The 24534-nt window shown below is 68.0% G+C and carries 21 protein-coding genes; 12 read left to right on the forward strand and 9 right to left on the reverse strand.

Translation table 11 applies throughout. The features are described 5' to 3' along the window. Nucleotides 1-159 precede the first annotated feature (159 nt). Both VD997_17855 and VD997_17860 read left to right on the forward strand, forming a co-directional pair. Nucleotides 160-993 (forward strand): phosphoribosylformylglycinamidine synthase subunit PurQ, encoded by an 834-nt coding sequence (locus VD997_17855; protein ID HYE63860.1) that lies wholly within the window; start codon nt 160-162, stop codon nt 991-993. A 152-nt stretch (nt 994-1145) separates the two neighbouring features. Further along, complete coding sequence (locus VD997_17860; protein HYE63861.1) at nt 1146-2201, forward strand: hypothetical protein; 1056 nt, start codon at nt 1146-1148, stop codon at nt 2199-2201. 16 nt (nt 2202-2217) lie between these two features. On the opposite strand, the gene VD997_17865 is transcribed toward VD997_17860, so the two are convergent. Beyond that, nucleotides 2218-3663, reverse strand: a complete 1446-nt coding sequence (locus tag VD997_17865; GenBank protein HYE63862.1) for a UDPGP type 1 family protein — start codon at nt 3661-3663, stop codon at nt 2218-2220. Nucleotides 3664-3743: 80 nt separating this feature from the next. On the opposite strand from VD997_17865, the gene rlmN reads away from it, so the two are divergent. From rlmN to fusA, 5 genes are all read left to right on the forward strand, one after another. Continuing rightward, complete coding sequence (rlmN, locus tag VD997_17870; GenBank protein HYE63863.1) at nt 3744-5081, forward strand: 23S rRNA (adenine(2503)-C(2))-methyltransferase RlmN; 1338 nt, start codon at nt 3744-3746, stop codon at nt 5079-5081. 15 nt (nt 5082-5096) lie between these two features. Continuing rightward, a complete protein-coding gene (locus VD997_17875) occupies nt 5097-5858 on the forward strand; it encodes a TIGR02206 family membrane protein (GenBank protein ID HYE63864.1) in 762 nt (253 codons plus the stop codon). Nucleotides 5859-5888: 30 nt separating this feature from the next. Further along, the gene (locus VD997_17880; protein ID HYE63865.1) at nt 5889-7040 is read left to right on the forward strand and encodes an MraY family glycosyltransferase; all 1152 of its coding nucleotides are present in this window, start codon (nt 5889-5891) and stop codon (nt 7038-7040) included. 62 nt (nt 7041-7102) lie between these two features. Next, nucleotides 7103-9496 carry an O-antigen ligase family protein gene (locus VD997_17885; GenBank protein HYE63866.1) on the forward strand — a complete coding sequence of 798 codons (2394 nt, stop codon included), beginning with the start codon at nt 7103-7105 and terminating at the stop codon, nt 9494-9496. 459 nt (nt 9497-9955) lie between these two features. Next, a complete protein-coding gene (gene fusA / locus VD997_17890) occupies nt 9956-12082 on the forward strand; it encodes an elongation factor G (protein HYE63867.1) in 2127 nt (708 codons plus the stop codon). Between the two features lie 80 nt (nt 12083-12162). Here fusA and VD997_17895 read toward each other — a convergent pair whose 3' ends face one another. Together VD997_17895 and VD997_17900 are read right to left on the reverse strand one after the other, a co-directional pair. Then, nucleotides 12163-13587, reverse strand: coding sequence for a cellulase family glycosylhydrolase (locus tag VD997_17895; GenBank protein ID HYE63868.1), 1425 nt, complete (start codon nt 13585-13587; stop codon nt 12163-12165). Nucleotides 13588-13589: 2 nt separating this feature from the next. Next, nucleotides 13590-14060, reverse strand: a complete 471-nt coding sequence (locus VD997_17900) for a hypothetical protein (protein ID HYE63869.1) — start codon at nt 14058-14060, stop codon at nt 13590-13592. Nucleotides 14061-14141: 81 nt separating this feature from the next. On the opposite strand from VD997_17900, the gene VD997_17905 reads away from it, so the two are divergent. The 3 genes from VD997_17905 to VD997_17915 are packed head-to-tail and all read left to right on the forward strand — an operon-like array spanning nt 14142 to nt 17601. Further along, nucleotides 14142-15353 carry a hypothetical protein gene (locus VD997_17905; protein HYE63870.1) on the forward strand — a complete coding sequence of 404 codons (1212 nt, stop codon included), beginning with the start codon at nt 14142-14144 and terminating at the stop codon, nt 15351-15353. A gap of 15 nt (nt 15354-15368) precedes the next feature. Next, nucleotides 15369-15848, forward strand: a complete 480-nt coding sequence (locus tag VD997_17910) for a DUF4259 domain-containing protein (protein ID HYE63871.1) — start codon at nt 15369-15371, stop codon at nt 15846-15848. Between the two features lie 37 nt (nt 15849-15885). Continuing rightward, nucleotides 15886-17601: a MiaB/RimO family radical SAM methylthiotransferase gene (locus VD997_17915; GenBank protein ID HYE63872.1), complete on the forward strand. Its 1716-nt coding sequence runs from the start codon at nt 15886-15888 to the stop codon at nt 17599-17601. Nucleotides 17602-17726: 125 nt separating this feature from the next. Here the strand turns inward: VD997_17915 and VD997_17920 are convergent, their stop codons facing one another. The 3 genes from VD997_17920 to VD997_17930 all read right to left on the reverse strand — a co-directional run bounded on the left by VD997_17920 (nt 17727) and on the right by VD997_17930 (nt 20242). Then, entirely contained in the window at nt 17727-18737 is a 1011-nt protein-coding gene (locus VD997_17920; GenBank protein HYE63873.1) for a DUF58 domain-containing protein, read from the reverse strand. Nucleotides 18738-18806: 69 nt separating this feature from the next. Beyond that, complete coding sequence (locus tag VD997_17925; GenBank protein HYE63874.1) at nt 18807-19469, reverse strand: hypothetical protein; 663 nt, start codon at nt 19467-19469, stop codon at nt 18807-18809. Further along, nucleotides 19466-20242: a 3D domain-containing protein gene (locus tag VD997_17930; protein HYE63875.1), complete on the reverse strand. Its 777-nt coding sequence runs from the start codon at nt 20240-20242 to the stop codon at nt 19466-19468. The genes VD997_17925 and VD997_17930 overlap by 4 nt, the downstream gene beginning before the upstream one ends. A gap of 324 nt (nt 20243-20566) precedes the next feature. Between VD997_17930 and VD997_17935 the strand changes: the two genes are divergently transcribed. After that, nucleotides 20567-21451, forward strand: a complete 885-nt coding sequence (locus tag VD997_17935) for a M48 family metalloprotease (GenBank protein HYE63876.1) — start codon at nt 20567-20569, stop codon at nt 21449-21451. Nucleotides 21452-21485: 34 nt separating this feature from the next. Here the strand turns inward: VD997_17935 and VD997_17940 are convergent, their stop codons facing one another. From VD997_17940 to VD997_17950, 3 genes are read right to left on the reverse strand one after another with little or no spacing between them, the layout of a single operon-like run. Then, nucleotides 21486-22148, reverse strand: a complete 663-nt coding sequence (locus tag VD997_17940; GenBank protein HYE63877.1) for a lysophospholipid acyltransferase family protein — start codon at nt 22146-22148, stop codon at nt 21486-21488. A 38-nt stretch (nt 22149-22186) separates the two neighbouring features. Continuing rightward, complete coding sequence (gene cmk, locus VD997_17945; GenBank protein HYE63878.1) at nt 22187-22966, reverse strand: (d)CMP kinase; 780 nt, start codon at nt 22964-22966, stop codon at nt 22187-22189. A 44-nt stretch (nt 22967-23010) separates the two neighbouring features. Next, nucleotides 23011-23844, reverse strand: coding sequence for a TIM barrel protein (locus VD997_17950; GenBank protein ID HYE63879.1), 834 nt, complete (start codon nt 23842-23844; stop codon nt 23011-23013). 306 nt (nt 23845-24150) lie between these two features. Between VD997_17950 and gcvH the strand changes: the two genes are divergently transcribed. Beyond that, nucleotides 24151-24528, forward strand: coding sequence for a glycine cleavage system protein GcvH (gene gcvH / locus VD997_17955; GenBank protein ID HYE63880.1), 378 nt, complete (start codon nt 24151-24153; stop codon nt 24526-24528). The last annotated feature ends 6 nt before the right edge of the window (nt 24529-24534 follow it).

Below are 24534 nucleotides of genomic sequence, written 5' to 3' on the forward strand. Positions count from 1 at the left end.
CGCCGCCCGCATCCTCCTCCGCATCGCCAACCACAAGCCCACTTCGCCTCATGCCTCGAAGCCAAGTGCCTCGTTGCCTTCTTCCAACCCGACTACCCGCAGCCCTGCGGCCACCTCCTCGCCCACTCACCCCCCCACCCCCTCTCCTAAACTCCCCACATGCCAGGTAAACCCACCGCCCTCGTCCTCCGCGCCGCCGGCACCAACTGCGACGGCGAGATGGTCCGCGCCTTCGAGCTCGCCGGGGCGGACGCCCAGCTGGTCCACCTCGACCGGCTCATCGAGAACCCGCGCCTGCTCGCCGGGGCCGACCTCATCGGTTTCCCCGGCGGCTTCAGCTACGGCGACGACATCGCCAGCGGGCGCATCTTCGCCATGAAGGTGCGCGAGCGGCTGTACCCCGCCCTTAAGCGCGCCGTGGACGATGGCTGCCTCATCATCGGCGCGTGCAACGGGTTCCAGGTGATGGTGCAGTGCGGGCTGCTGCCGGGGCCGCAATCGGGCGAACAGAGTGGCGAAACGCCCCCGCCCCAGCGCGTCTCTCTGACCGACAATCAGGACGCCCGCTTCTGCGACCGCTGGGTCGGCGTGGAGTTCAACCCGCGCTCCGTGTGCGTCTGGACCCGCGGCCTCACCGACTTCCCCGAGGACACAACGCCCGCGCACGTCGCCACCATCAACCAGCTCCCCGTCGCCCACGGCGAGGGCCGCTTCGTCACCGCCGAGCCCGCCGTCCTCAAGCAACTCGAGCAGAACGGCCAGGTCGTGCTCCGCTACACCGACAACTACAACGGCAGCGAGGGTGCCGTCGCCGGCATCTGCGACACAACGGGCCGCGTCTTCGGCCTCATGCCCCACCCCGAGCGCTACCTCGACTGGACCCGCCACCCCTACTGGACCCGCCTGGACGCCAGCACCCGCAAAGGCGCAACCCCCGGCCTGCGCATTTTTCAGAACGCCGTGGAGGCGGCGAAGGGCGTCGTCGTCGCGTGACCATGTCGCACTGAGGACCACCGCGGAGGAGCGCGGAGTGAGCGGAGTGACGCGGAGTCTGATCCATGATCCTCAACTCCGCGCAACTCCGCCTACTCCGCCAACTCCGCGGTAGAGCCTTTCAGCTTCGCTCGCAGCAGCGCCGGTGATCCATGATCCACGACGACCCCAAGCTGAAGCTCAAGCGTGAGGTCGCCGAGGACCGCGCCTGCCCGACCTGCGGCTACAACCTCCGCGGCCTGAAACTCGGCGACAAGTGCCCCGAGTGCGGCTCGCGCATCACCTCCGGCATCACCGACCCGCTCGCGGGCTGGGTCATCACCGACGCGGGCTTCGGCTACCTCCAGGCGCTTGGGTTCGGCGCGCTGCTCATGGCCCTGTGCGCGCCGTTCATCCTGCTGGGGCTGATCTGGACGCTGGTCGAAGCTCCATGGGAGAACGGCCTGACCCTGTGGCCCGGCGGCGGCGCGAGCATGGCGGCGCTGGGCTTTGCGCTGGGCGTGTGGATCACTACCTCGCCGCGACCGACGCCCGCGTCAACGGAGAACGCGGGCAGCCACATGCACGGCGAGTGGCTGGTCGTCCGATGGGTCAGCCGCGCCACGCAGCTGCTGTGGATCGGCGCGACGCCGATGTTCGTGTGGGGGGCCGATCAGATCAGCGAGTTTCATCTCAACGGCACCGCCCCGCACGCGGCCACCGAGATCGCGCTTTGGTGCGGGGCGATCCTGTGGGTCGCCGCGTTCGCGGGGCTCGGTTTCCTCGCGGTCTACCTGTCGCGCCTGGCCGACTGGGCGACCGACACCACGCTTGCCGACCGCCTACGTCTCGTCCCGTACTCGCTGGGCATCGGCGGCTTCATCATGGGCTCGCTCGTGCTGCTCCGCGGCCCGATCGGGTACGAGGGCGGTGGGCTCGTCCTGATGTTCGTCGGCTGCCTCGGCGCCCTCATGCTGCTCATCGCCATCGGCACCTTCGGCTGGGGGCTGCTCACCTTCGCGAACCTGGCGCGGTGGTCGGCCTCCAGCCGGCGCGCCAAGCTCGCCACCGAGGCCCGCCGCTCGCAGATCATCCTCGACCGCATCGAGGCCCAGAAGGCCAAGCCGATTGATACCCACGACGCGGTTCTCGAAGGCACCCGCCCCAGCAAGCCGCAGGGCAAGGTGGTGCAGAAGAGCGGCGACGTGCAGCCCTACGACCTCGCGTGACCGTTCTTTGACAACCTCACAGCGCCATCCGCGCCCCCGGCTCAATCGCCCGTGGCAGCTTCGCCTTGTACGCGTCCAATTCTTCGGCCGAGGTGGCCGTGCGGGCCGAAACCTCGAGCAGCGCGTCCACCGTCCCATCGGCCTTGGTCGGCACCTTTACGCCCGCGGCCGTCAGCCAACGGGCCGCGCGGCGCGTCTGGATCTCGCGGCTGCTCTCCACGCTGTCAACGCCGGTGGCGTTCTTGATGGGCGCGAACTCCTCGATCCGGTCGGTCTCGTAGACAATCGACGAGCGGCACAGCGGCAGAGCGTCGAACACGAACCGCTCGAGCTTCACGCCGTTGTTGCCGGTTGGGGCGACCGGCTCGCCCTTGTCGTTCACGTGCGGGATCTTCTTCTCCGCGCGGTGGTACGGAAGCGCGAACTGCGGGTCGGTCGCGAGCCGCTGCACGAACTCCACGCTCATCACGTGGATGGCGATCGAGCCGGCGATGAAGCGGAGCGTGCCGTCGGGCAGGGTCTGCTCCTGGAGGGTCTGCGGCAGGTCGGAGTACTCGATGACCTCGGTCTTGCCGTTGACGGAGCAGAACACGCCAACCTTCTCGCCGGGGCCGGTCTTGCGGACCATCTTGCTGGACATTTCGCCGGAGGACTCGAGCCCGCCGCCGCCCGCGCCCGCGTGCAGGCCGAGGAACACGGGGTCGATCGCCCGCACGATCGGGTTGTCGACCTGGAAGTAGCTGATCTGCTCAACGCCGCGCTTGCGCATGTCGGCGAGGGCGCCGCTGACGTGCAGGGCGCGGATGGAGCCGCCGTGCCCGTCGGGGTTCGTGGCGACCTCGCCCTTGCTCGCGAGCAGGATTTTGCCGGAACTCATGTCAAAGCTGGGCAGCACGCCCTGCGGAAAGAACATCACATTGCGACGGTCGAGGCCGAAGAAGCGATTCTGCTCGAAAAAGCTGACCGTGGACTGGTGGTTGAGCGGGCTGGTCATGATGTACCAGGGCACCGGCGCCCCGTAGCGGTCCTGCACGCCCAGCAGGTTCTCGGCGAAGATCTGGAACAGCGGCTTGCCGGTCACCGCGCCCGCGGGGTAGCAGCCCTTGGGGCCGTCGAAGCCCAGGCGCGAGCCCTGGCCGCCGGCGACGGTGAACGCGGCCACCTTCCCGGCGCGGATGAGGGCCTCGCCGGCCTTCTGGGCCGCGGCCTTGTCCCAGCGGCGCGTCGGCGAGTTCGGGTCATTAGGGAAGTAGGGCGCGGGGCCGACGTCGGCCGACAGGCTGAACGCGGGTTTGCTCTTGACGTACGCCTGCACGAGTGCCGGGACCGACTCAAGGTCGAGCTGGTCGATCTGGGTGAGCAGGGCGTCCTGCTCGTGGCTGGAGAGCTCGTTATAGAACCGGAGCAGGTGATCCTGCTGGATGTTCTCGAGCCGCTGGCGAACCTGGGCGTACGTGGGCATGGACCAACTTCTCCCGTTTCGAAAAGCCTAGCACCGCGCGAACGAACTCCGGTCCAGCACGGCCACCATACGATGCCACGTTGAAACACCCTCGCCATCACATCTTCGAGCAAACCCCCGAGTCGCTGGCCGCGTGGTGCGCCGAGCGGAAGATGCTGCCCTTCCGCGCAAAGCAGATTCTGGAATGGGTTTACCAGAAGGGCGTGGCCGACCCGGCCATGATGTCCAACCTGTCCAAGCTCGATCGCGACACCCTTGCCCGCGAGATGACATTCCTTTCAGGCGAGGTGCTGCTGCACCAGCGGGCGACGGACGGGACGCAGAAGCTGCTGGTGGAGTGGAGCGACGCCGGGCCGCGGAGCCCCACGGCCGCGGACAACCCCCAGTTCGACAAGCCGATCCCGCTGCCGGTGCTGCCGGCGCAGAAGAACCTGGGCGATCCGAGCCGGCAGACCGAGTGCGTGATGATCCCGTCGCTGGGTACCCCGACACTCCGTGCTGGGAGTTCACGGGTCGATGACGCGGCGGATGAGGACGGGATGGAGATGGTGGACACGGACGAGGAAGCGGAGTCGCATCATTGTTCGGTGGCGAAGAGAACAGGCAGAGCAGGCCCGGCTCGGAGAGACGGGGTACCCAAAGGCGAGAGCTCGCAGCGGTTCACGGCGTGCATCAGTTCGCAGGTGGGGTGCCCGGTGGGATGCAAGTTCTGTGCGTCGGGGCTGGGCGGGCTGGACGCGTCGCTGTCGGCGGGGCGGATCGTCGAGCAGGTGTGGCGGCTGGGGCGACTGCCCGGCGTGCGGCGGATCACGAACGTCGTGTTCATGGGGATGGGCGAGCCGCTGAGCAACCTGCCGGCGGTGGTACCGGCGGTGCGGACGATGACGAGCCTGTGGGGGCTGGGGATCTCGGCCCGCAAGATCACGATCTCAACGGTGGGCCTGCCCAAGGCCATCGACAAGCTGAGCGAGCAGCTGGACCTGCCGGTGACGCTGGCGCTTTCGCTGCATGCGCCCAACGACGAGCTGCGGCGGCAACTGATCCCGTGGGCGGAGTACACGACGATCAAGGACCTGCTGGCGGCGTGCCAGCGGTGGTTCGAGAAGACCGGGCGGGAGATCACGCTGGAGTACACGCTGCTGCGGGGAGTGAATGACCGGCCGGAGCATGCCGAGCAGTTGTCGCAGGTGGCCCGGACGCTGCGGGCGAACGTGAACCTGATCCGGTACAACGAGGTGAAGGGCATGCCGTTCGAGCGGCCGCAGACCGAGGACGTGCGGCGGTTCCAGGAGGTGCTGCGGGCGCGGAACGTGAATGCGCACATCCGGGCGAGCCGCGGGCGGGATATCGCGGCGGCGTGCGGCCAGCTGCGGCACGAGGCGACGCACTCACCGGCGAATCCGGCGGCACCGGGCTGATCTATGGGCGATGTGTTGCCAGCCCTGCTCGCGGTGGCGGACGCTTCGGAACAGCGGACATTCTGGCCGTACACGCGCGACCACTGGATCGCGCTGGCGGTCACGGCGGTGGTGACGGTCGGGCTGTCGTGGCTGGGGGCTCGGTGGCGGGGCACGCCCAAAGGGCGCACGCTGCACGAGGGGTGGACGTGGTTCGTGATCGTCGTGCAGGTGCTGAGCCTGTACTACTACGTGTGGCACCGCGGCTTCAGCTGGGAGACGAGCCTGCCGCTGGAGATCTGCGATCTGGCGGGGATGGTGTCGGTGGTGGCGCTGTGGACCGGGCGGCGGGTGCCGACGCTGATCCTCTATTACTGGGCGTTCGCGCTGACGACCAACGCGTTCGTGACACCGATCCTGAGACAGGGACCGGAGAACCTGCGGTACTACGTGTTCTGGATCACGCACATCGTGATCCTGGCGTCGGCGGTGTACGTGGTGGTGGTGCAGCGGTTCAGGCCGCGGGGCTGGGACTTCGGGATGATCACGCTGGTGATGTGCCTGTATGGTGCGGTGGTGATCCCTCTAGACGTGATCATGGAGTTCAACTACGGGTTCGTGGGGGACAGCAAGCCGGACACGCCGACGGCGGTGGACATCCTGGGGCCGTGGCCGCTGCGGCTGGTGTGGATGTTCCTGGCGGTGCACGGTTTGTTTCTGTTGTTGACGGTGGTGTGGTGGAGGCCCCGAAGGCGCGAAGCGGTCGGTTCGGTCGGATCAGTCCAACAGGTCAGATAGGGCGGGACGGAATCGGTAGACTCGCGGCCCATGGCTTCGTACGTGCTGATGCTGATCGGGGTGGGGTTCGCGGTGTCGTTGCCGGCGACGTGGGTCGTGCGGGCGGTGAGCAACCGGCTGAACGCGCACGACACGGAGCCGGTGCCGGGGCAGGTGAAGGAGCAGCGGCGGCGCGTGCCGAACACGGGCGGGGTCGCGGTGTTCCTGGGGCTGGTGCTGCCGATCGCGGCGGGGCTGGTCTTCGCGAACCTGCTGGAGGGGCACAGCGCCGACAAGGGCGGGGCGGATTACGCGTGGCTGCCCGGGGCGGTTCGGGAGCACATCGGGGGCATCCAGAACCAGACGCGCCTGGGGCTGCTGCTGCTGGGGTCGCTGACGCTGCTGCACGTGCTGGGGCTGGTGGATGACCGGCGGCCGATGGGGCCGTGGGTGAAGCTGCTGATCATGGCGGTGCCGGCGGTCGCGGTGCCGGCGCTGTCGGACACGCGCCTGCTCACGCTGCTGGATGCGCATGTGGGCAGCCCCTGGCTGTCGATCGTGGTGACGGCGCTGTGGTTCCTGGTGGTCACCAACGCCATGAACTTCATGGACAACATGGATGGGCTGGCGGGCGGCGTGGGCGTGGTGGCGGCGTCGTGCTTTCTCGCGGCCACGCTCATGCAGGGGCAGTGGTTCGTGGGTGCGTGCCTGGCGCTGCTGATCGGGTCGGTGCTGGGGTTCCTCGTGTTCAACTTCCCGCTGCGGAGGCCGGCGACGATCTTCATGGGCGACGGGGGGTCGCTGTTGCTGGGGTTCACGCTCGCGTTCCTCACGGCGCGGACGACGTACTACAACGAGTTCAATCCGGAAGGGACGCAGTGGCACGCGGTGTTCATGCCGCTGATCGTGCTTGCGGTGCCGCTGTACGACTTCGTGAGTGTGACGGCGATCCGGCTGTCGCAGGGGCGGAGCCCGTTCGTAGGCGACCTCAACCACCTGTCGCACCGGATTGTGCGGCGGGGATTGTCGAAGCGCGCGGCGGTGACGGCGATCTGCGCGCTCGCGGCGGTAACGGGGTCCAACGCGGTGTTCCTGGGAGAGATGTCGGCGGTGCACGCGTTGTTCGCGGGGGTGCAGACGCTGCTGGTGCTTCTCGTGATCGCGCTGATTGAGTTCGCGGCGACGCCGAAGGGGGTTGGGTGAACGGCGCCGCGGTGGGACCATCTCGTGGGAAGGGGGACCCGCTCGCTGACGCTCGGGGCTCCTTGAAGACATCTCGATGGCACGTCGGGGTTTTCGTGATCCTCGTCGTGCTGGGGATTCGCTGCACGGGGGCGCCGGACTTGTTCCCGGGGTGGAGCGGGGATCCGCTGGTAATGGAGTCGCCAATCACCGGGATCACGCCGGCGATGTCGGTGGGGCTGGACCTAATCACGCTGCTGGCGAGCGCGGCGGTGCTGATGGGGTGTGCGCGGCGGGGGTGGAGGCCGCGGGCGTGGGAGCTGGTGCTGTACATCGTGGGCGGGTGGGTGGTGGCGTGGTACAGCCTTCGGGGGAACTCAACGCTGATGAACATGGTGCAGGGGTGCCAGTGGCTGGCGGGGTTCGGCGCCGCGGTGGCGAGCGTGCAGGCGTGCCGCGACGCGGCGGTGCGGCGGCTGGTGCTGGCGGTGCTGCTGGGCGTGGGGGTGATGGTGGCGCTGAAGGGCGCGCACCAGGTGTACTTCGAGCACGCGGCGGTGTACCAGGACTTCCTGCGGAACAAGGCGCAGGTGCTGGAGGCGCACGGGTGGAGCGAGGGCTCGCCGATGGCGCTGGCGTACGAGCGGCGGATCAGCCAGGCGGATCCGACGGGGTGGTTCGGGCTGTCGAACGTGTACGCGACGGTGATGGCGGCGGGGATGACTGTGTGTGTGGGGCTGGGGGCAATAGGTCTGCTAGGTCTGCGAGGTCGGATAGGTCTGATGGGGCGGGGAGTGGTTGCCGCGTTGCTGGTGGGCGCGGTGGTGTTTGGCGGGGGCGTGTGGCTGAGTCATTCGAAGGGTGGTTTCGCGGCGGCGCTGATGGGAATGGGCTTGTTGGCCGTGGGCTGGGCCTTGTCGCGGGTGCGGTGGCGGCCGTCTGCGCGGGCTCTGGGGATTGCGGCAGCGGTGCTGCCGTTGATAGCTCTAGTGGCGGTGGCGGTGCGGGGGGTGGTGGGCGAGCGGTGGTCGGAGTTGTCGATCTACTTCCGGTGGTTCTATCTCGAAGGAGCGGCGCGGGTGATCACGGAGTCGCCGCTGCTGGGAGTGGGGCCGGACGGGTTCAAGGACGCGTACGTGCGGCTGAAGCCGGCGCTGTCGCCCGAGGAGGTGTCGAGCCCGCACTCGTGGTACGTGGACCTGATCGCGACGCTGGGTGTGGGCGGGTGGGCGTGGGTTGGGTGGGTGGTGTGGCAGCTGAACCGCGGGGGGAAGTGGCAAAGTGGCAAAGTGGCGGAGTGGCAAAGTGGCGGAACTGAGGAGCGGAGTGTTCGTGATGATGTGCGGGTGCTGCTGGTGGTGTTTGGGGTGGTGACGGCGGCTGGGGCGTTGATCGAACAGCGGATCGCGTCGGTGGATGGGACGGTGCTGCGGGTGGTGAGTCTGGTGGGGGCGATGGTGGTTGGGGGGGTGGTATGTGCTGCGCTCAAGGGAGCGGAAGAGGGAAGACATAGCGACGAAGACGTTGCCATGGCACGCGGGGCAGCACGCATCCCAGTGATTGCTGCAGTGATCGCGGCGGTGACGCACTGCCAGATCGAAATGACGGGGATCACGCCGGGGGCGGGGATGTGGGTGCTGCTGCTGATCGCGGTGGGCGCGGGCTGGACGCTGGAGCGGGAGCGGGCGCGGCTCGGGAGCAGCGGGACGTTGCGCGGGCGGATGGGCACCGCGACCATGGTGATGGCGGCGGTGGTGCCGGCGGTGGCGCTGGTGCCGCTGGTGCGGTGGGAGCGGCATATCCGCGCGGCGACGGAAGTGGTCCTGCCGGTGCCGGGTTTCAGCGAGCGGCTCGCAGCGTTGCAGCAGGGGTCGCCAGCGCGGGGCGATTCGGTCGAGCGGCTGGCGCGGGACCTGTCGCTGGCGCTCGGGCAGGCGGTGCCTGGCACGCCGTCGGGGGTGGTGGACGGGGTACAGGTGGTGCGGTGGAGTGCGCTCGAGGGGGCGGTGAAGTCGCTGGTGAAGGCGCAGGAGGAAGGGCCGCGTGACTTCCAGACGGCGCGGGCGCTGAGCCGGCTGCTGATGATCCGTGCGCTGGGCGGGCCCACCGTGGATCGGACCGATGCGCGGGCGGCGGAGGCGGTGTTCCTGTCGCACATGGACGCGACGGGTTACAGGGCCAACGGGTGGGCATGGGTGGGGACGATGCGGCGGACGGTGTACGAGAAGTCGAAGGACCCGGCCGATGCGCGGGCGGCGTTGGATGCGTTCAATGCGGCGGCGGCGCTATCGCCGGGTGAGCCGATGTACCGGGTGGAGGCGGCGCGGCTGAGTCGGGCTCTCGGGCGGGATGCTGAGGCCGCGAAGTGGGCGTCGGAGGCGTTGCGGGTGAACGAGTACCTGCGGCTGGACCCGGTGCGGCAGCTGGGGGCTGAGGAGTTGGAGGAGATGAGGGGGTTGGCCGGGCGGGGGCCGTAGGACGGCAGAAGGCGGGTGGAAGAAAGGCATCGGGGCAGGAGGCATCCAGGTATCAAGTGGGGGCCCGGAAGAGACGTGCCGGGGAGCCCGTCCAAGCCCCCTACGCCGGGTGGGGGACAACCTTGATTCGGACCCCCTGACCGTTACTATTCCGCTCCCCCGGGGCTGGCGTTGGTTGCGTGGACGCGGGCTTGCAGCAAGCCCGGTCCCTGCGGCAGTTTGCGAGTAAGGGGGTCTGGACGCGGTCGCCCTATGGACGAGGACGAAGAGATCGAACCCACGTTCTGATGAGGCGCCGGCCTGCGGGTCGGCGCGGCGCGTCCGTCCTTTTTGAACAACGAGTGTGACCGGCGAGGGCGTGTCAGCCCCGGCGGTAGTCAAGAACGCAACCCCTCCCATTGGCCCGCGGCCCCGCGAAAGGGACCGGCGGGTCCAGCAGCAACGAAAGCAGTACGAGCCATGGCAGACCTGTCGAAAATCCGCAACATCGGCATCTGTGCACACATCGACGCCGGCAAGACGACCGTGTCCGAGCGCATCCTGTACTACACGGGCAAGAACTACAAGATCGGCGAGGTGCACGAGGGCACCGCGACGATGGACTTCCTGCAGGACGAGCAGGAGCGCGGCATCACCATCCAGTCGGCGGCGACGACCTGCCCGTGGACGCGGCACGGGGTTGACTACAAGATCAACCTGATCGATACCCCCGGGCACGTGGACTTCACCATCGAGGTGGAGCGGTCGCTGCGCGTGCTGGACGGCGCGACGGCGGTGTTCGACGGCAAGGAAGGCGTGGAGGCGCAGTCCGAGACGGTGTGGCGGCAGGCGGACCGGTACAAGGTGCCGCGCATGTGCTTCATCAACAAGATGGACAAGATCGGCGCGAGCTTTGACTTCAGCTACGAGACGATCAAGACGCGCCTAGGCGCGAACGGCCTGCCCGTGCAGTGCCCGATCGGGAACGGGCACGAGTTCAAGGGCATCATCAACCTGCTCACCATGCGGGCCTTCTACTTCGAGGGCGACAAGGGCGAGACGGTGGTTGAGAAGGACATCCCCGCGGACCTCAAGGAGTACGCGGACAAGTGGCGGCACATCATGATCGAGAAGGCCGCGGAGCTTGACGACGAGCTGATGGGCAAGTACCTGGAGGGGCAGGAGCCGACGATCGAGGAGCTGCAGCGGGCGATCCGCAAGGGCACGATCAGCCGGCAGTGCTACCCGGTGCTGTGCGGGGCGGCGCTGCGGAACATCGGCGTGCAGATGCTGCTGGACGCGGTCATCGACTACCTCCCCAGCCCCAACGAGAAGCCTCCGGTCGAGGGCACGGACCCGCGCGACAAGGAGATCAAGATGTCTCGTCCGCACGACGAGAAGGCGCCGTTCTCGGCGCTGGTGTTCAAGGTCGTGAGCGATCAGCACGGCGACCTGACGTACATCCGCGTGTACAGCGGCACGCTGACCAAGGGAACGCGCCTCCTGAACCCCGGCAACGGGAAGAAGGAGAACGCCAGCCGCATCTTCGAGATGCACGCGAACAACCGCATCCCGCTGGAAGAGGTTACCGCGGGCAACATCGTGGCGGTGGTGGGCATCAAGGACAGCTACACGGGCGACACCCTGTGCGACGCCGACCAGCCGATCATGCTGGAGCGGATGTTCTTCCCCGAGCCGGTGATCAGCATGTCGATCGAGCCGAAGACCAGCGATGACAAGCGGCGTCTCTCGGAGGCGCTGGGTGTGATCCGTCGCGAGGACCCAAGCTTCCGGTCCAACTTTGATGAAGAGACGGGCCAGACCATCATCTCGGGCATGGGCGAGCTCCACCTGGACATCATCCGGACCAAGCTCGTGCGCGACATGAAGATCAACGTGGCGGTGGGCAAGCCCCGCGTGTCTTACCGCGAGACGATCACCAAGAAGGCCGAGTACGTGCGCGGTCTGTTCAAGAAGCAGACCGGTGGCCGCGGTCAGTTCGGCGACGTGATCATCAACATGGAGCCGTACACGGCGGAGCAGGCCAAGGCGGACGAGCTGGACTTCGAGGACAATGTCGCGGTGACGAGCGCGATCGTCGGCGGCGCGATTCCCAAGGAGTTCATCAAGCCCGCGATGGACGGGGCGCGTCAGACGTGCACGACGGGCGTGAAGTTCGGGTACCCGATGATCAACGTCAAGGTGACGATCGTCGACGGCTCGTACCACGCGGTCGACTCGTCGCAGGTGGCCTTCGAGCAGGCGGCCCGCCTGGCGGTGATGGAAGCGACGGAGAAGTGCGGCCCGGCGCTGCTGGAGCCGATCATGAAGGTGGTGGTGACGGTGCCGAACGATTACCTGGGCAACGTCACGGCCGACATGAACAGCCGTCGCGGCATGATCATTGACACCGAGGACCGCGGCGTGGTCAAGCTGGTCACGTGCGAGGTGCCGCTGAGCGAGATGTTCGGGTACACGACGTCGCTGCGCGGCATGTCGCAGGGTCGTGCGAGCTCGACGATGGAGTTCCTCGAGTACCGCCAGATGCCCAAGAACATGATGGACGCGGTGCTGGCGGAGGCGGCGGGCGAGAAGGCGAAGAAGTAATCCTTCGGGCCTGACCGGCTGCTGAGGCCGCGAGTTTGAGAGCAGTTTCGACGGCCCGGGCCTTGTGCCCGGGCCGTTTTCTATTGGAGCTCGACAACGAGGGTGTCGCCGTGGTCGATCGCGAGGCTGACGCTCGGGCCGGAGCGGCGCGGGGCGGGGAGCTGGCGGCCCTCGGCGTCGTAGACGCGGACGGCGCGGAGGCGGTCGCGGGAGAGGGTGATGGTCTCGGCAGGGGGCTGGGCGGAAGCGGGGCTGAGGTCGCCATGATGGCGGGTGGGGACCCAGAGCACGGCGAAGGCGGAGCCGTCGGGTCGCTCGAAGCAGCGGGCCTGGGCGGTGCTGTGGCTTGCAGTGGTGATGCTGATCGTGCCGGGGTCGGGGCGGAAGGGCTGAGTGGAGAAGAGGGCGCGGGCGAACTGGAAGGCGTCGAGCGCGGGCTTGGCGCGACCGTCGATGGTGAAGAGGCCCAGGTGGCGGTTGTTGTTGTCGCCGATGACCTCTTCGGAGCGGGGCAGGTCGCGGAGCTCGTACCAGGCGAGGAGGCGGACCTCGGGGCGGGCCGCGGCCATGGCGACGGTCTTGAGGAGGTTGTCGGCGTGGTGCTCGAGCGTGTGTTCGAAGGGGTGGCGGGCGCGGTAATGGTCGGAGACGCGCGGGCCCTCGCGGAGGGTGCTGTAGCCGACCTCGGCGAGCCAGAGGGGCTCGGCCTCGGCGTGCGCGGCCGTGATGTCGGCGGCGCGGGCGAGGTAGGTGGAGAGGGTTTCGGCGGGGTCGGCGGTCCAGGTTTCGAAGTATGCGTGGAGGTTGACGATGTCGACGGTCTGAGCGACGCCGGGCTGCTGGAGCGTCTTCTCGATGTAGCCGACGTCCCAGGCGATGCCGCCGAGGACAACGCGGGAGGTGGGGTCGGCGTCGCGGATGGCGCGGGCGGCGGTGGTGATGAGGTCGGCGTATTGCGCGGGGGAGCCGGTCCAGTAGGCGGGGTTGTCGGGCTCGTTCCAGAGCTCCCAGGTGTCGATGGATCGGGCGTAGCGGGACGCGGCGGCGCGGGCGAAGGCGGCAAAGTCGGCGGGATCGCGCGGCGGCCGGGTGTATGCGGGAGCATTGCCAGAGGCCGCGGCCCAGTCGGGGGTGTAGCAGAGATAGGGGTGGAGCTCGATGGCGCGCTGGTCGGCCATGCGGACGAAGGCGTCCCAGAACGCCCAGTCGTACTCGCCCTGGCGCGGCTCGATGCCGTCCCAGCCGAGGGAGATGCGGAGGTTGGTGACGCCCAGGGACGCGAGGAGGTCGAGGTCTTCGCGTGCCTGATCGAGAGTGCGGGTCTCTTCGGGGTAGTCCTCGCAGAGTCCGATCGGGAGGGTGCGGAAGGGGCCGGCGTTGAGGGCGGTGGATGTGTTTGTCGTGGCGGGTGCGCGGCCCTCGATGACCGCGATGGGGTCGGTGTGGCAGCCGCCGAGCGCGAGCGCGGCGGCGAGGAGCGGGAGCAGGAGGCGCGGGGTGTGCATGGTCAGGCGGCCTTGCGTGCGGGTGCGGGCGTGCGATCGTCGCAGGCGGTGATGGTGAAGGGGGGCTTCTTGCCCTTGCGGCGGATCCAGTTGAGGAAGCCCAGGACCTTCTTGCGGCAGACGAGCCAGTTGATGAGGCGCTGCTTGCCGGGGACGTCGGCGAGGAGGAGGCCGAAGACAAGGACCAGCAGGCCCTGGCCGGGGAGCAGGAGCATGGCGAGGCCGGCGAGGATGATGAGGCCGGCGACGACGTTCTTGATGATCTTGTAGGTGATCCGGCCGGCGCGGTTGCTGTTGTTGGAGTCGAAGAGGCGGGCGAGCGGGCCGCGGCGCTTCTCGTCGGAGTTGAAGTAGTCGGCGGGTAGCTTGATGATGATCCAGGGGACGATGAACACCGACGCGACGGCGAGGATGACCGAGCCGATCGTGGTCCAGTACAGGAACGTCTTGTTGACCGGGAGCCAGTCGAGCATGATCCATCGTCCATCACGGTGTGGAAGAGACGGATGAGAGCGGGGTGATGTGGTGGGGGAAGCCGGGTCTACCATCGGCGCATGGCGCGAGTGAGCCCGCTTTCAAGTGTGCAGCAGCAGGCCGGGGCGGTCTTTCTGCCCTATGGGGGCGGTGAGTCGGCGCAGCCGGTGCAGGTGGTGGGGACGTTCGGCGAGTTGGAGCTGGAGTACGCGGCCATCCGCAAGCACGCGGCGGTGTTCGATTGGCCCCACCGCGGCGTGCTGGAGGTGACCGGGGCGGACCGTGTGGACTTCCTGAACCGGATGTTGACGCAGGAGCTGAAGGGAATCGGCGAGGCGTCGGTGCGGCGGAGCTTCTGGCTCAACCGCAAGGGGCGGGTGGACGCGGATATCCGCGTGGTGAGCGTGCCGGGGCGGGTGCTGCTGGAAATGGATGTGCACGTTGCGGGGGCGGCGGCGCAGTCGCTGGGGGCGTTCGTGATCACGGAGGATGTGACGATCGCGGACGTGACGGAGCGGGTGCACCGGCTCGCGGTGCACGGGCCGCGTGGGGGCGAGTTGATGGAGGCGGCGTGCGGGGGTGCGCTGCCGGGGGTTGATGGGGCGGCGGTCGTGACGATCGCGGGCGCGGAGTGCGTAGCGTGGCGGGAGGATTCGGCGGGGGAGAGTGGGTACGAGATTGCGGCGCCGGTTGAGAGCGCAGCGGCGGTGTACCAGCGGCTGATCGAGCTTGGGCATGACGCGCAGCACGGGGCGGCGGCGCTGCGCGGCGGGAGCACCGGCGCGCTGAGTGAGCGCGTGCGGCTGCGGCCGGCGGGGTGGCACGCGTACAACATCGCGCGGATCGAGGCGGGCACGGCGTGGTTCAACATCGACTTCGGGCCCAGTTCGCTGCCCGTCGAGACGGGCGTCATCGACGACCGCGTGAGTTTCAAGAAAGGCTGCTACCTGGGGCAGGAGGTGGTGGCGCGGATGCACGCGCGGGGGGCTGGGAAGCAGACGCTGGTGGGCGTGCGGTTTAATCTGATGCAGACGCCGGATGACTTTCCCTTCCAGCCTGTGGAGGGGGCGCTGCTGTACCCGGTGGTGGATGGAGTGCGTGGGGAGGAGGCCGTGGGGGCGGTCACGAGTTCGACGATCAGCCCCATGCTCGGGTCGGCGTGCGTGTGCCTGGCGCAGGTGCGGAGTGGGTTCTGGTCCGCGGGTACACTCCTGGCGACCGATGTAGATGGGCGTGAGCTTCGAGGCGCGGTCCAGCCCTCGCTCCGGTTGGTCGAGAGGGCCCGGTCCTGAGCGTTGGGGGCATCGATGGGAGCCTGGGGACATCACGCGTTTGAGAACGACGTGGCCTGTGACTGGGCGGCCGCGTTTGTTGAGCTGCCGGACAAGCGCCGGTGGCTCTCGCGCAAGCAGGACAAAATGACAAGGCTCCGCGCTACCCTCGCCAGCGCCGCGAGCAACGGCGAGTTATCGAGCGCGGCCGCGCTCGAGCGGGGCGCCGAGCTCGAGGAGGTACTGGGCGCATCGGAGGTGGTGGCGGCGCTGGCCGGAGCACCTGGGTACCAGCTTGCGGCGCCCGACGCCTATACCGAGGATCTAGTCCGGTGGATCAGGACCGCCAAGGTACTCTTGCCCCCCGGATTGCTGGAGAGTGCGCGCGACGCGGTTCGGCTGGTGCTCGACGGGTCGTCTCTTGCAGAACTCTGGGGCGATGACGAGGACGGCGCTGAGTGGCGGAAGGTGACCGAGAACCTTCTCCAGAGGCTGGAATCGAAGGCGGGTAGGTAGCATTTCCTAAGGGTGCAAGCACCTACGATTGCGGCCCATGCCGCGGAATGTGTACATCGAGACGTTTGGCTGCCAGATGAACGAGCTGGATTCGGAGCTGGTCTCCGGGCAGCTGCGGGCGTTGGGGTACCGGTTTGTTCCGGAGGCGGACGCGGCCGACGTCGTGCTGTACAACACGTGCTCGGTGCGGGAGCACGCGGAGCAGAAGGTGTGGTCGCGGCTGGGGGAGCTGGCGGTCCGCAAGCGTGAGGAGCCGGCGCTGGTCGTGGGCGTGCTGGGGTGCCTGGCGGAGCGCGACGGCGAGGCGCTGGTGAAGCGGATGCCGGTGGTCGACATCCTGTGCGGGCCGGGGGAGCTGGACAAGCTGCCGGGGCTGCTGGACAACGCGGTGCGGACGCGTGAGTCTTTGATGTCGGATGTCGGATGTCGGACGTCGGATGTGGGAGAAGAGAAGACCGGGCGCGAGCCGCTGGTTTCGGCGCGGCAGGTGGCGCTTCAGGGAAGTGCATCGAGGCGCTCGGCGACATTGGCCGCGGCGGGGGATTCGCTGGAACTGCTGGACCTGTCGCGGTCGATCTCGGCGGTGGATGAGCATGACGCGGCGAAGCGGTCCGCCTATGTGCGGATCACGCGCGGGTGCAACAAGTTCTGCACGTACTGCGTGGTGCCGTTCACGCGCGGTGCGGAGGTGCACCGGCCGCCGCAGCACATCATCGATGAGTGCAAGCGGCTGGCGGACGCGGGTGTGATCGAGGTCACGCTGCTGGGGCAGACGGTGAACCACTACCGGTTCGAGCACGGGGCGGCGGTGACGGTGAACGGGCTGACCCAGCCGCAGAAGGGGCGGACGTACGCGGGCGGGCACTCGCGCGATCCGTTCGCGGGGGCGAACACGACGACCTTCGCCGACCTCCTCGCGCGCATTCACGACGAGGTGCCGGCGATCCGGCGGCTGCGGTTCGTGACGAGCTACCCGCGCGACTTCGGCAACGACGTGCTGGAGGTGATGCGCGACCACCCGCGGATCTGCCGCTACCTCCACGTGCCGGGGCAGAGCGGGAGCGACCGCATCCTCAAGCTGATGAACCGCGGGTACACGGTTTCGGAGTACGTCGAGTTCCTGGACCGGGCGCGGAGCTATTTGCACCAGCCGGAGATCAACCGCCCGCTGATGATCAGCGGCGACTTCATCATCGGGTTCCCCACGGAGACCGATGAGGACTTCGAGGGCACGGTCGCGCTGGTGAAGCGGGCGCGGTACAAGAACTCGTTCATCTTCAAGTACTCGGCGCGCCCGGGGACGGTGGCGATCGACAAGTACCCCGACGACGTGCCCGAGAGCGTTAAGCGCGAGCGGAACGGGCGGCTGCTGGCGCTGCAGGGGGCCATCAGCGAGGAGATCAGCCGCGAGCAGGTCGGGGAGACGCTCGAAGTGTTTGTCGAGGGGCTGTCGCCGCGCGAAAGGAAGAAGCGGGCGCGGGCTCAGGCCCCCCACCACTCTCATGGCACTGTGTCGCTGACCATTCGTGGGCTGTCTGCGGATGAGGGTGATGACTCGTGCTGCTCGGTTTCTCCTGCTGAAGAGGTGGTGGAGGCGGGGGCGCCGCAGCTGCGGGGGCGGACGGATGGGGACCTGATCGTGCTGTTCGATGTGCCGCAGGGGCGCGCGGCGGAGTCGCTGGTTGGTGAGATGGTGCGCGTGAAGATCACGGGGGCGAGCGGGTTGTCGTGCTTTGGGGATGTGGTGGGCTGACTGGGTACCCCGCCGCTCCGCGGCGGTTGTTTGATCCAGGAAATTGGTGCGCACCCAGGTCGTCGCGACCATCAGTCGCGCGAAGACCGCAGCGGAGCGGCGGGGTACCCAAAGGCCCAACGCAGCTAGCGCAGGAGGCCGCCTTTTCGCAGCGAGCCGAGGATCAGTTGATCAACTGGTGTGTCGGTTGGGACCAGGAAGTAGGCGATGCCGCGGGAGAGGCAGTCGTTGCGGAGGGCCTGGTTGTGCTTCTGGAGGGCCTGCTTGTAGCGGGCGACGGAGGCGGGGGTGACGGTGACCTCGGCGGCGCCGCCGGTCTCGATGTCGGTGAGGCGGAGGTCGCCGACGAGACCGCGGTCCTGATCCTTGGCGGGGTCGATCTCGGCTGGGGCGAGAACCTGGAGGGCGTAGGTGTCGAACGCGCCATCCATGGTCGCCGCCCCGAGGTATTGCAGGCCGGCGCTGCTGCTTCCCGGGTGCAGGAAGTCGGAGATGACAATCATGACGCCGCGGCCGGCACGCCCGAGCGCGGCGGTACGCATGGCCTCGGCGAAGAGAGCGTCTGGGTCGGGGCCGCTGCCCAGGGAGCGGCGTGTGGTCGCGGCGAGGTTGTCGAGGAGGAAGTTGGCCAGGCGTTGCACGCCGGTGCGGCCGCGTAGAGGGGCGAGCTGGTGCAGGCGGGTGCGCGTGGCGCCGGTGGGCGAATCGGGGTCGGGGCCGCCGAAGGTGGCCATGCTCACGCGGTTCTGGTTGACGAGGCCGACGTAGCCCAGGGCCATTGCGAGCTGGTGGGCGTAGACAAGCTTGTTGGGGTTGCCGGTGTCCATCGACGCGGAGGCGTCGAGGATGAGGTGCAGGGCGAGGTCTTCTTCCTCGCGGAAGAGCTTGATGAAGAACTTGTCCAGGCGTGCGAGGATGTTCCAGTCGATGTGGCGGAGGTCGTCGCCGGGGACGTAGTTGCGGAAGTCGTCAAACTCGACGGAGCGGCCGCGGCGCTTGGAGCGGCGCTCGCCGGGGAGTTTGCCCGCGAGCATCTTGCGGGAGAGGACGTCGAGGCGGTCGAGGCGTCCGGCGAGCTCGGGGCCGAGGAGCTCGTCGAGTGTGCGGGGGCGCTCGGACTTGGTGGAGGGGAGCACGGGGGGAGGGTAGGGGCGGGTGGTCCGCGCGGTGAGTCACCGCCGATCCGAGACTTCGCCCAGAGCGGCTCAGTCTCGGCTTCGGGTCGCAATGGGCAGCTGGTTCATTAGCTCTCGGATGATCCGTTGGTTGCTCCCGGAGAGTGCGGGGAGCGGGAGGGTCGCGTACTCGCCTTCGTCCACCGTGATCCATAGCGCGTTGACAGAGGCGACCGTCGCCGAGCTGTTGTGGTAGTGGCGCACCCACCTGTGTTCGAATGCCACTGTGCGGACCTCCTCCATCCCGATACGAACGCGTCCGGCGTCGAAGCTGAGGGTCTGATCTTTCGGATCCCAACGGGCCAGCGGGTTGTAGGCGTGCAGAGGGGCGCGTGGGGAGAGGACGCCGAAGAAGCCCAGGACCAGGACAACAGCGGCGATGAGCGTGGCGAAAGCGAAGAGGATCAACTGGAGGACATCGGATCGAACCAGCAGCGCGAGGACTGCTGGAAATGCACAGAGTGCGGCGGCGAGCAGGACTGTGGTGAGGAATTTGGCGAATCGGCTTGAGGGTTCGGAGGTGATCTCAAGCACGCCGTCGGGCGCACGATGTAGTTTCATGCGACCGGGGAGCGTGCCGTAGGCCGCGCCCGAAGGGGTCATGAAGTAGCCGCTCGAATCGACGTGGACCGGCTCGCCGTGGCGGTAGATGGGGGGTCGTTCGCCGGTGGCAGGGGCCGGCGGGTGGCTCACCGCAGCTTCCGCGGGTTGTCGGCGGGCTTGCCGTCGACGTACTGCCAGACGATGACCTTGACCTTCTTGACGCCCCACTTGCGGGCCTGCTCGTGGGTAGGGAAGAGCAGGTCGAGGCGGCGGCCCTTGATGGCGCCGCCGCAGTCGAGCACGGGGACGATCTCGTTGCTGGCGTAGCCGGGGATGGTCAGCATCGAGCCGTAAGGCAGGAGCTTGGGGTCGGCGGCGACGAGGCGGAAGTTGTTGGTCTCCACCGAGTGCATGGTGGCGGTGTAGCCATCGGCCGAGTCACCGCAGGAGCGGGCGTCGGGCGAGTAGCCGGTCACCTTCATGGTGATGGTCTTGGCGGGCTTGACGGGGCGGCCGTTGAACCATCGCACGGCGGGGTCGGCGCAGAGCTTCTGGAGCTCTGGTGTGAGCGTGGCGAAGGTAGGGATGGGCTGGGGGCCGACGAACTCCTGGGCGTCCTCCTCGACCTGATCGAGGAAGGTCTGCTCGGCCTCCTCCATGTCGACTTCGGAGACGCCGGCGAGGCGGTCGCCGTGTAGTACGGGCTCGCCCACGGCCACGGGCTCGATGGCGAGCAGGGGCATGGGGTGGCGGGCCTGCTTGGTGATGATGGCGGACCAGACGGTGAGGGCGACAATTCCGGTGAGCGCGCCGGCGGTGGCCCAGCGGCGGGCGGGGAGGGTGGCGGGCGCGTGGTTCTGCGCGTGGGCGGCCGCGGGGTCTTGTTCGCGCGGCAGAGCGAGTGCCGTGTCGCCAGTCTTCACATCCACCTCCAGAGACCGGCGAGGGTCACCACACCCCTGGCCCCTGAGGGCCGCCACCGATCTTCACCTCACGCACCTTACCAGAAGGTCCCTCGCCCGAGCATTACCCGGGTGGCTTCGGGTGCCTGGAGAGTGCCACGATGGCAGCTTTTCCACCACCCAATACAGGCAAAGGGCAGAAAAACGGCGGGTTGGGTCCGGCATAAGCGTTGCAGGTGCTATGGGCTGAACCCACCCGGGCCGGATGGTCGAACTCATGGGGCCCCCCGGGTGTACTCTGTGCGGACAAACGCCCCCAAAGGGGGATAGAAGGAGACTGGATCGATGGCACGCTTTGCGAACAACGTCAAGACGGCGTTGCTCATGGGTGGGTTGATGGGCCTGTTCCTGGCGGTCGGGAGTATGTACGGCCAGAACGGGATGATCTTTGCGCTGGCCTTCGGCGGGCTGGCGAACATCATCGCGTGGTTCTTCTCGGACAAGATCGCCATCATGGCGATGCAGGGCCAGGAGGTCGGCCCGGACGAGGGCGGGATCCATGGCGAGCTGTACAGGATGGTGGACGAGCTGCGGCAGAACGCGGGCATGCCGATGCCGCGGGTGTACGTGTGCCCGCACCAGGCCCCGAACGCGTTCGCGACCGGGCGGTCGCCCAAGAAGGCGGCGGTGGCGGTGACGGAGGGGGCTCTGGAAATCCTGTCGCTTGAGGAGCTGCGGGGTGTGATGGCGCACGAGCTGGCGCACGTGAAGAACCGCGACACGCTGACCAGCGCGATCGCGGCGACGATCGCGGGCGTGCTGGCGTACATCGCACAGTGGGGCATGCTCTTTGGCGGCGGGCGCGACCGCGAGACCAACCCGATCGTGATGTTCGTGACGTTCATCGTGGCGGCGCTGGGCGCGGCGGTGATCAAGTCGATGATCAGCCGCAGCCGCGAGTTCGTGGCGGACCATGACGGCGCGGTGATCGCGGGCACGCCGCGGGGCCTGATGGGGGCGCTGCTGAAGCTGGACGCGTACAGCCAGCGGATCCCGCTGCAGAACCCCAACCCGGCGCAGAACAGCATGTTCATCGTGGAGCCGCTGACGGGCGGGTCGAGCATCCTGAACCTGTTCGCGAGCCACCCGCCCACGGAGAAGCGGGTGGAGGCGCTGCGGAAGCTGGAGGCGGAAATGCGGGGCGTGGCGCCGCAGTACGGGCTGGTCTAAACACAGAGCACGCAGTTGCAGAGCAGAGGCTGGATCAATGGGTCTGCGACTTCAGCTGATCCCTGAGTTTGACAACCTCGGCGCGGACACGCTCAAGGGCGGCGTCCGCGCCGTTTTTCATGAGGTCGTCGTAGGGGATGGGCTGGCCGTAGAGGACGCGGACTCGGGGGCCGGTCAAGGTGGGCTTCTTGCGGTGGATGGGCCAGCGCTCGTAGGCGCCGGCGATGGCGACGGGGACCACGGGGCACTTGCCCTTCTTGACGAGGAGGGCGACGCCCCGTTTGAACTCGTGCATGTGGCCGTCGGGGGTGCGGGAGCCCTCGGGGAAGATGAGGACGGCGCGCCCGACCTCGAGGCGGCGGAGGGCTTCCTTGATGGCGCCTGCGTCGCCGCTCTCGTCCTTGAGGGGGATGGCGTTGAGGTTTTTGATAACGTGCCCGAAGAAGCCCTTGAAGAGGCTGGCGCGGGCGATGAACTCAAGGTGGCGGTGGTAGAGCAGCACCGCGATGGTGGGCGGGTCGAGGAAGGACTCGTGGTTGGAGGCGAGCAGCACAGGGCCGGTCGCGGGGACGTTGAGCGAGTCGTAGCCCTTGGCCCGGAAGAGGATCTTGAAGGCGAGGCGGACGGTCCGCAGGACGAACTCGTAGAAGAGGACCTTGTGGAGCGGCGACCCGGGCTGTCGGTCTTTGAGGAACATCGTGGTGGTCGGGGCCGTGGCGGCGCGGGTGGCGGGCGTCAGGGCTCCTCGGCCTTTTTACGCACGATGGTCTCGAGCTCGGCGACGACCTCGCCGAACTGGAGCCCGGAGGTGTCGACCACGATGGCGCCGTCGGGGCGGACGAGGGGGCCGTCGGTGCGGCTCATGTCGCTGCGGTCGCGCTCGATGATGTCGCGGAGGAGCTGCTGCTCGTCGGCGGCGACACCGGAGGCGTGGAGCTGCTGGGCACGGCGGGCGGCGCGGACCTGGGCGGAGGCGTCGAGGTAGAACTTGACGTGAGCGTCGGGGAAGACAACCGATCCCTGGTCGCGCCCTTCGGAGACCAGGCGCGGGTGCTGGCGGGCGATGATGCGCTGCTTGGCCACCATGTGCTGGCGGAGGGCGCCGATGCCGGCGACGGGCGAGACGATGGCCGTGACGTCGGCATGGCGGATGCGGTCGTTGATGGAGCGGCCCCAGGCGAGGATGTGGGGCGGGTCCTTGGACCAGTCGAAGTGCAGGTCGGCCTGCTTGACGAGCTCGACCAGGCGGTCAGGTTCGGTCATGGGCACGCCCTGGTCGAGCGAGATGGCCGCGGCGGCGCGGTACATGGCGCCGGTGTCGAGGAAGTCCAGGCCCAGGCGCCTGGCGAGGGCACGGGCGACGGAGGACTTGCCCGTGCCGGCGGGTCCGTCGATGGTGATGATGATGGGCTGATCGAGCCGGAACACGTTGTCTTTGGACGGGGCGGGCAGCTCTCTGATGAGCACGACCGGGCTCTCGTCCGTCTCCACGCCTCTGAGGGTTTGCGTCCTCATGACCGGCCCCGTTCCGCTAGTTGCAACACCTTAAACCGTCAGGCTCACTCCTCGATGTCCAGCTCGTCGTCTTCCAGGTCTTCCGGCTCGCCGAAGGTCGCCATGATGGCGTCGCGGGAGCGGATCAGCCCCATTGTAACATCGCCCCCGCCCCGGTAGTCCAGCGCGAGGGGGCCGTCGTAACCGACGGAGACCACCGCGTCTACAAGGGGTTTGAGGTCGTAGGGCTGGTGCTTGACGGGGGTGTCCAGGTCTTCATCACCCGGCTCGGCGCCGGCGCTGGTGACGAACTTGGCGGTGGAAGCCGAAACGGCGGTGGCGTAGGGGGTGAGCCGCTGCATGTAGGCGGCCGGGTCCTTGGACTCGGAGGCGGTCTGAAAGTCGGGGTAGGTGCCGATGCGGAAGCCGCCGACCTTCTTGAGGAGCTCGGTGACGCGCTCGGGGCGGCCGGTGAGGCCCTTGGTGGGCGAGATGAGCAGGTTGATGTCGAGTTTCTCGGCCCGCTCCATGATGGGCTTGAGGCGGGTGGCGACCTTCATGAAGGTGGCGTCGTCATCGTTGGCCTCGATGCGGACGGCCGCGGCGGAGCAGCCGAGGATGTGGGCGGCTTCCACGACGCGGAGCATGCGTTCGCCGGCGCCCGACGAGGACTTTTCGTTGGCGGCGCCGAAGGGCTGGAGGTCGGCCTCAACCAGGAGCAGGCAGGCGCAGCTGGAGCGATCGGCACGCTCGCGCACGGCCTCCAGGCGGGAGCGGTCGGCGCCGGCGAGCAGATCGGTAGAGAGATTGATACCGGCGAGACCGAGGGTCTCGCGCGCGTAGGAGGGGAGGTCGAGGAGGTCGAGCTTGGGCTTTTTGCCGCGGCTCGCCGTGAGCATGGAACGGAGACAGCTCGCTGAGAGGGTGAGAAGCATCGTCGATGGGCACTCGCTGTGGCGTCGGGATCCCGTTGCCGCCCCGGTACGACCGGAGTGACCCCTGCGGGAGGCGCGACGCCCGCGGCTAAGAGGCGGGGCAGACTAGCCGGGTGCCGGGGGGGCGTCAATGAACTGGTGGGTCCGGAAGGGGTGCGTGGATAGCGGGCGGCGGGGCGTAGAACGGGTGCAGGGAGCATGACGGGGCCACCCCGCTGGCTACCATGAACGCCCAAGGCCGGGAGCACCGGCCGAATGAGGACAATCTTCATGCCAACGCCCGCCGACCGCCAGTATTCATCCTCCCACGAGTGGCACAAGCTCGAGGGCGACACGCTGACCCTGGGACTGACCCAGTTTGCCGTGGATCAGCTGACCGACGTGACGTACGTGGAGATGAAGAAGGCAGGGACGAAGTTCAAGGCGGGGGATGTGATTGGTGAGGTGGAGTCGGTCAAGACGACCAGCGACATCTATTGCGCTGTCGCGGGTGAGATCGCCGAGGTCAACGCGGCGCTGGCTGACAAGCCGCAACTGCTGAACACCGACCCGTATGGGCAGGGCTGGTTGGTCAAGGTGAGGGTGACGGACAAGGGTGGCCTATCCAAGCTCATGGACTCCAAGACCTACGACGCGCAGCACCCGTGAGTGGTG

Source organism: Phycisphaerales bacterium (assembly GCA_035627955.1).
GTDB lineage: Bacteria > Planctomycetota > Phycisphaerae > Phycisphaerales > UBA1924 > JAEYTB01.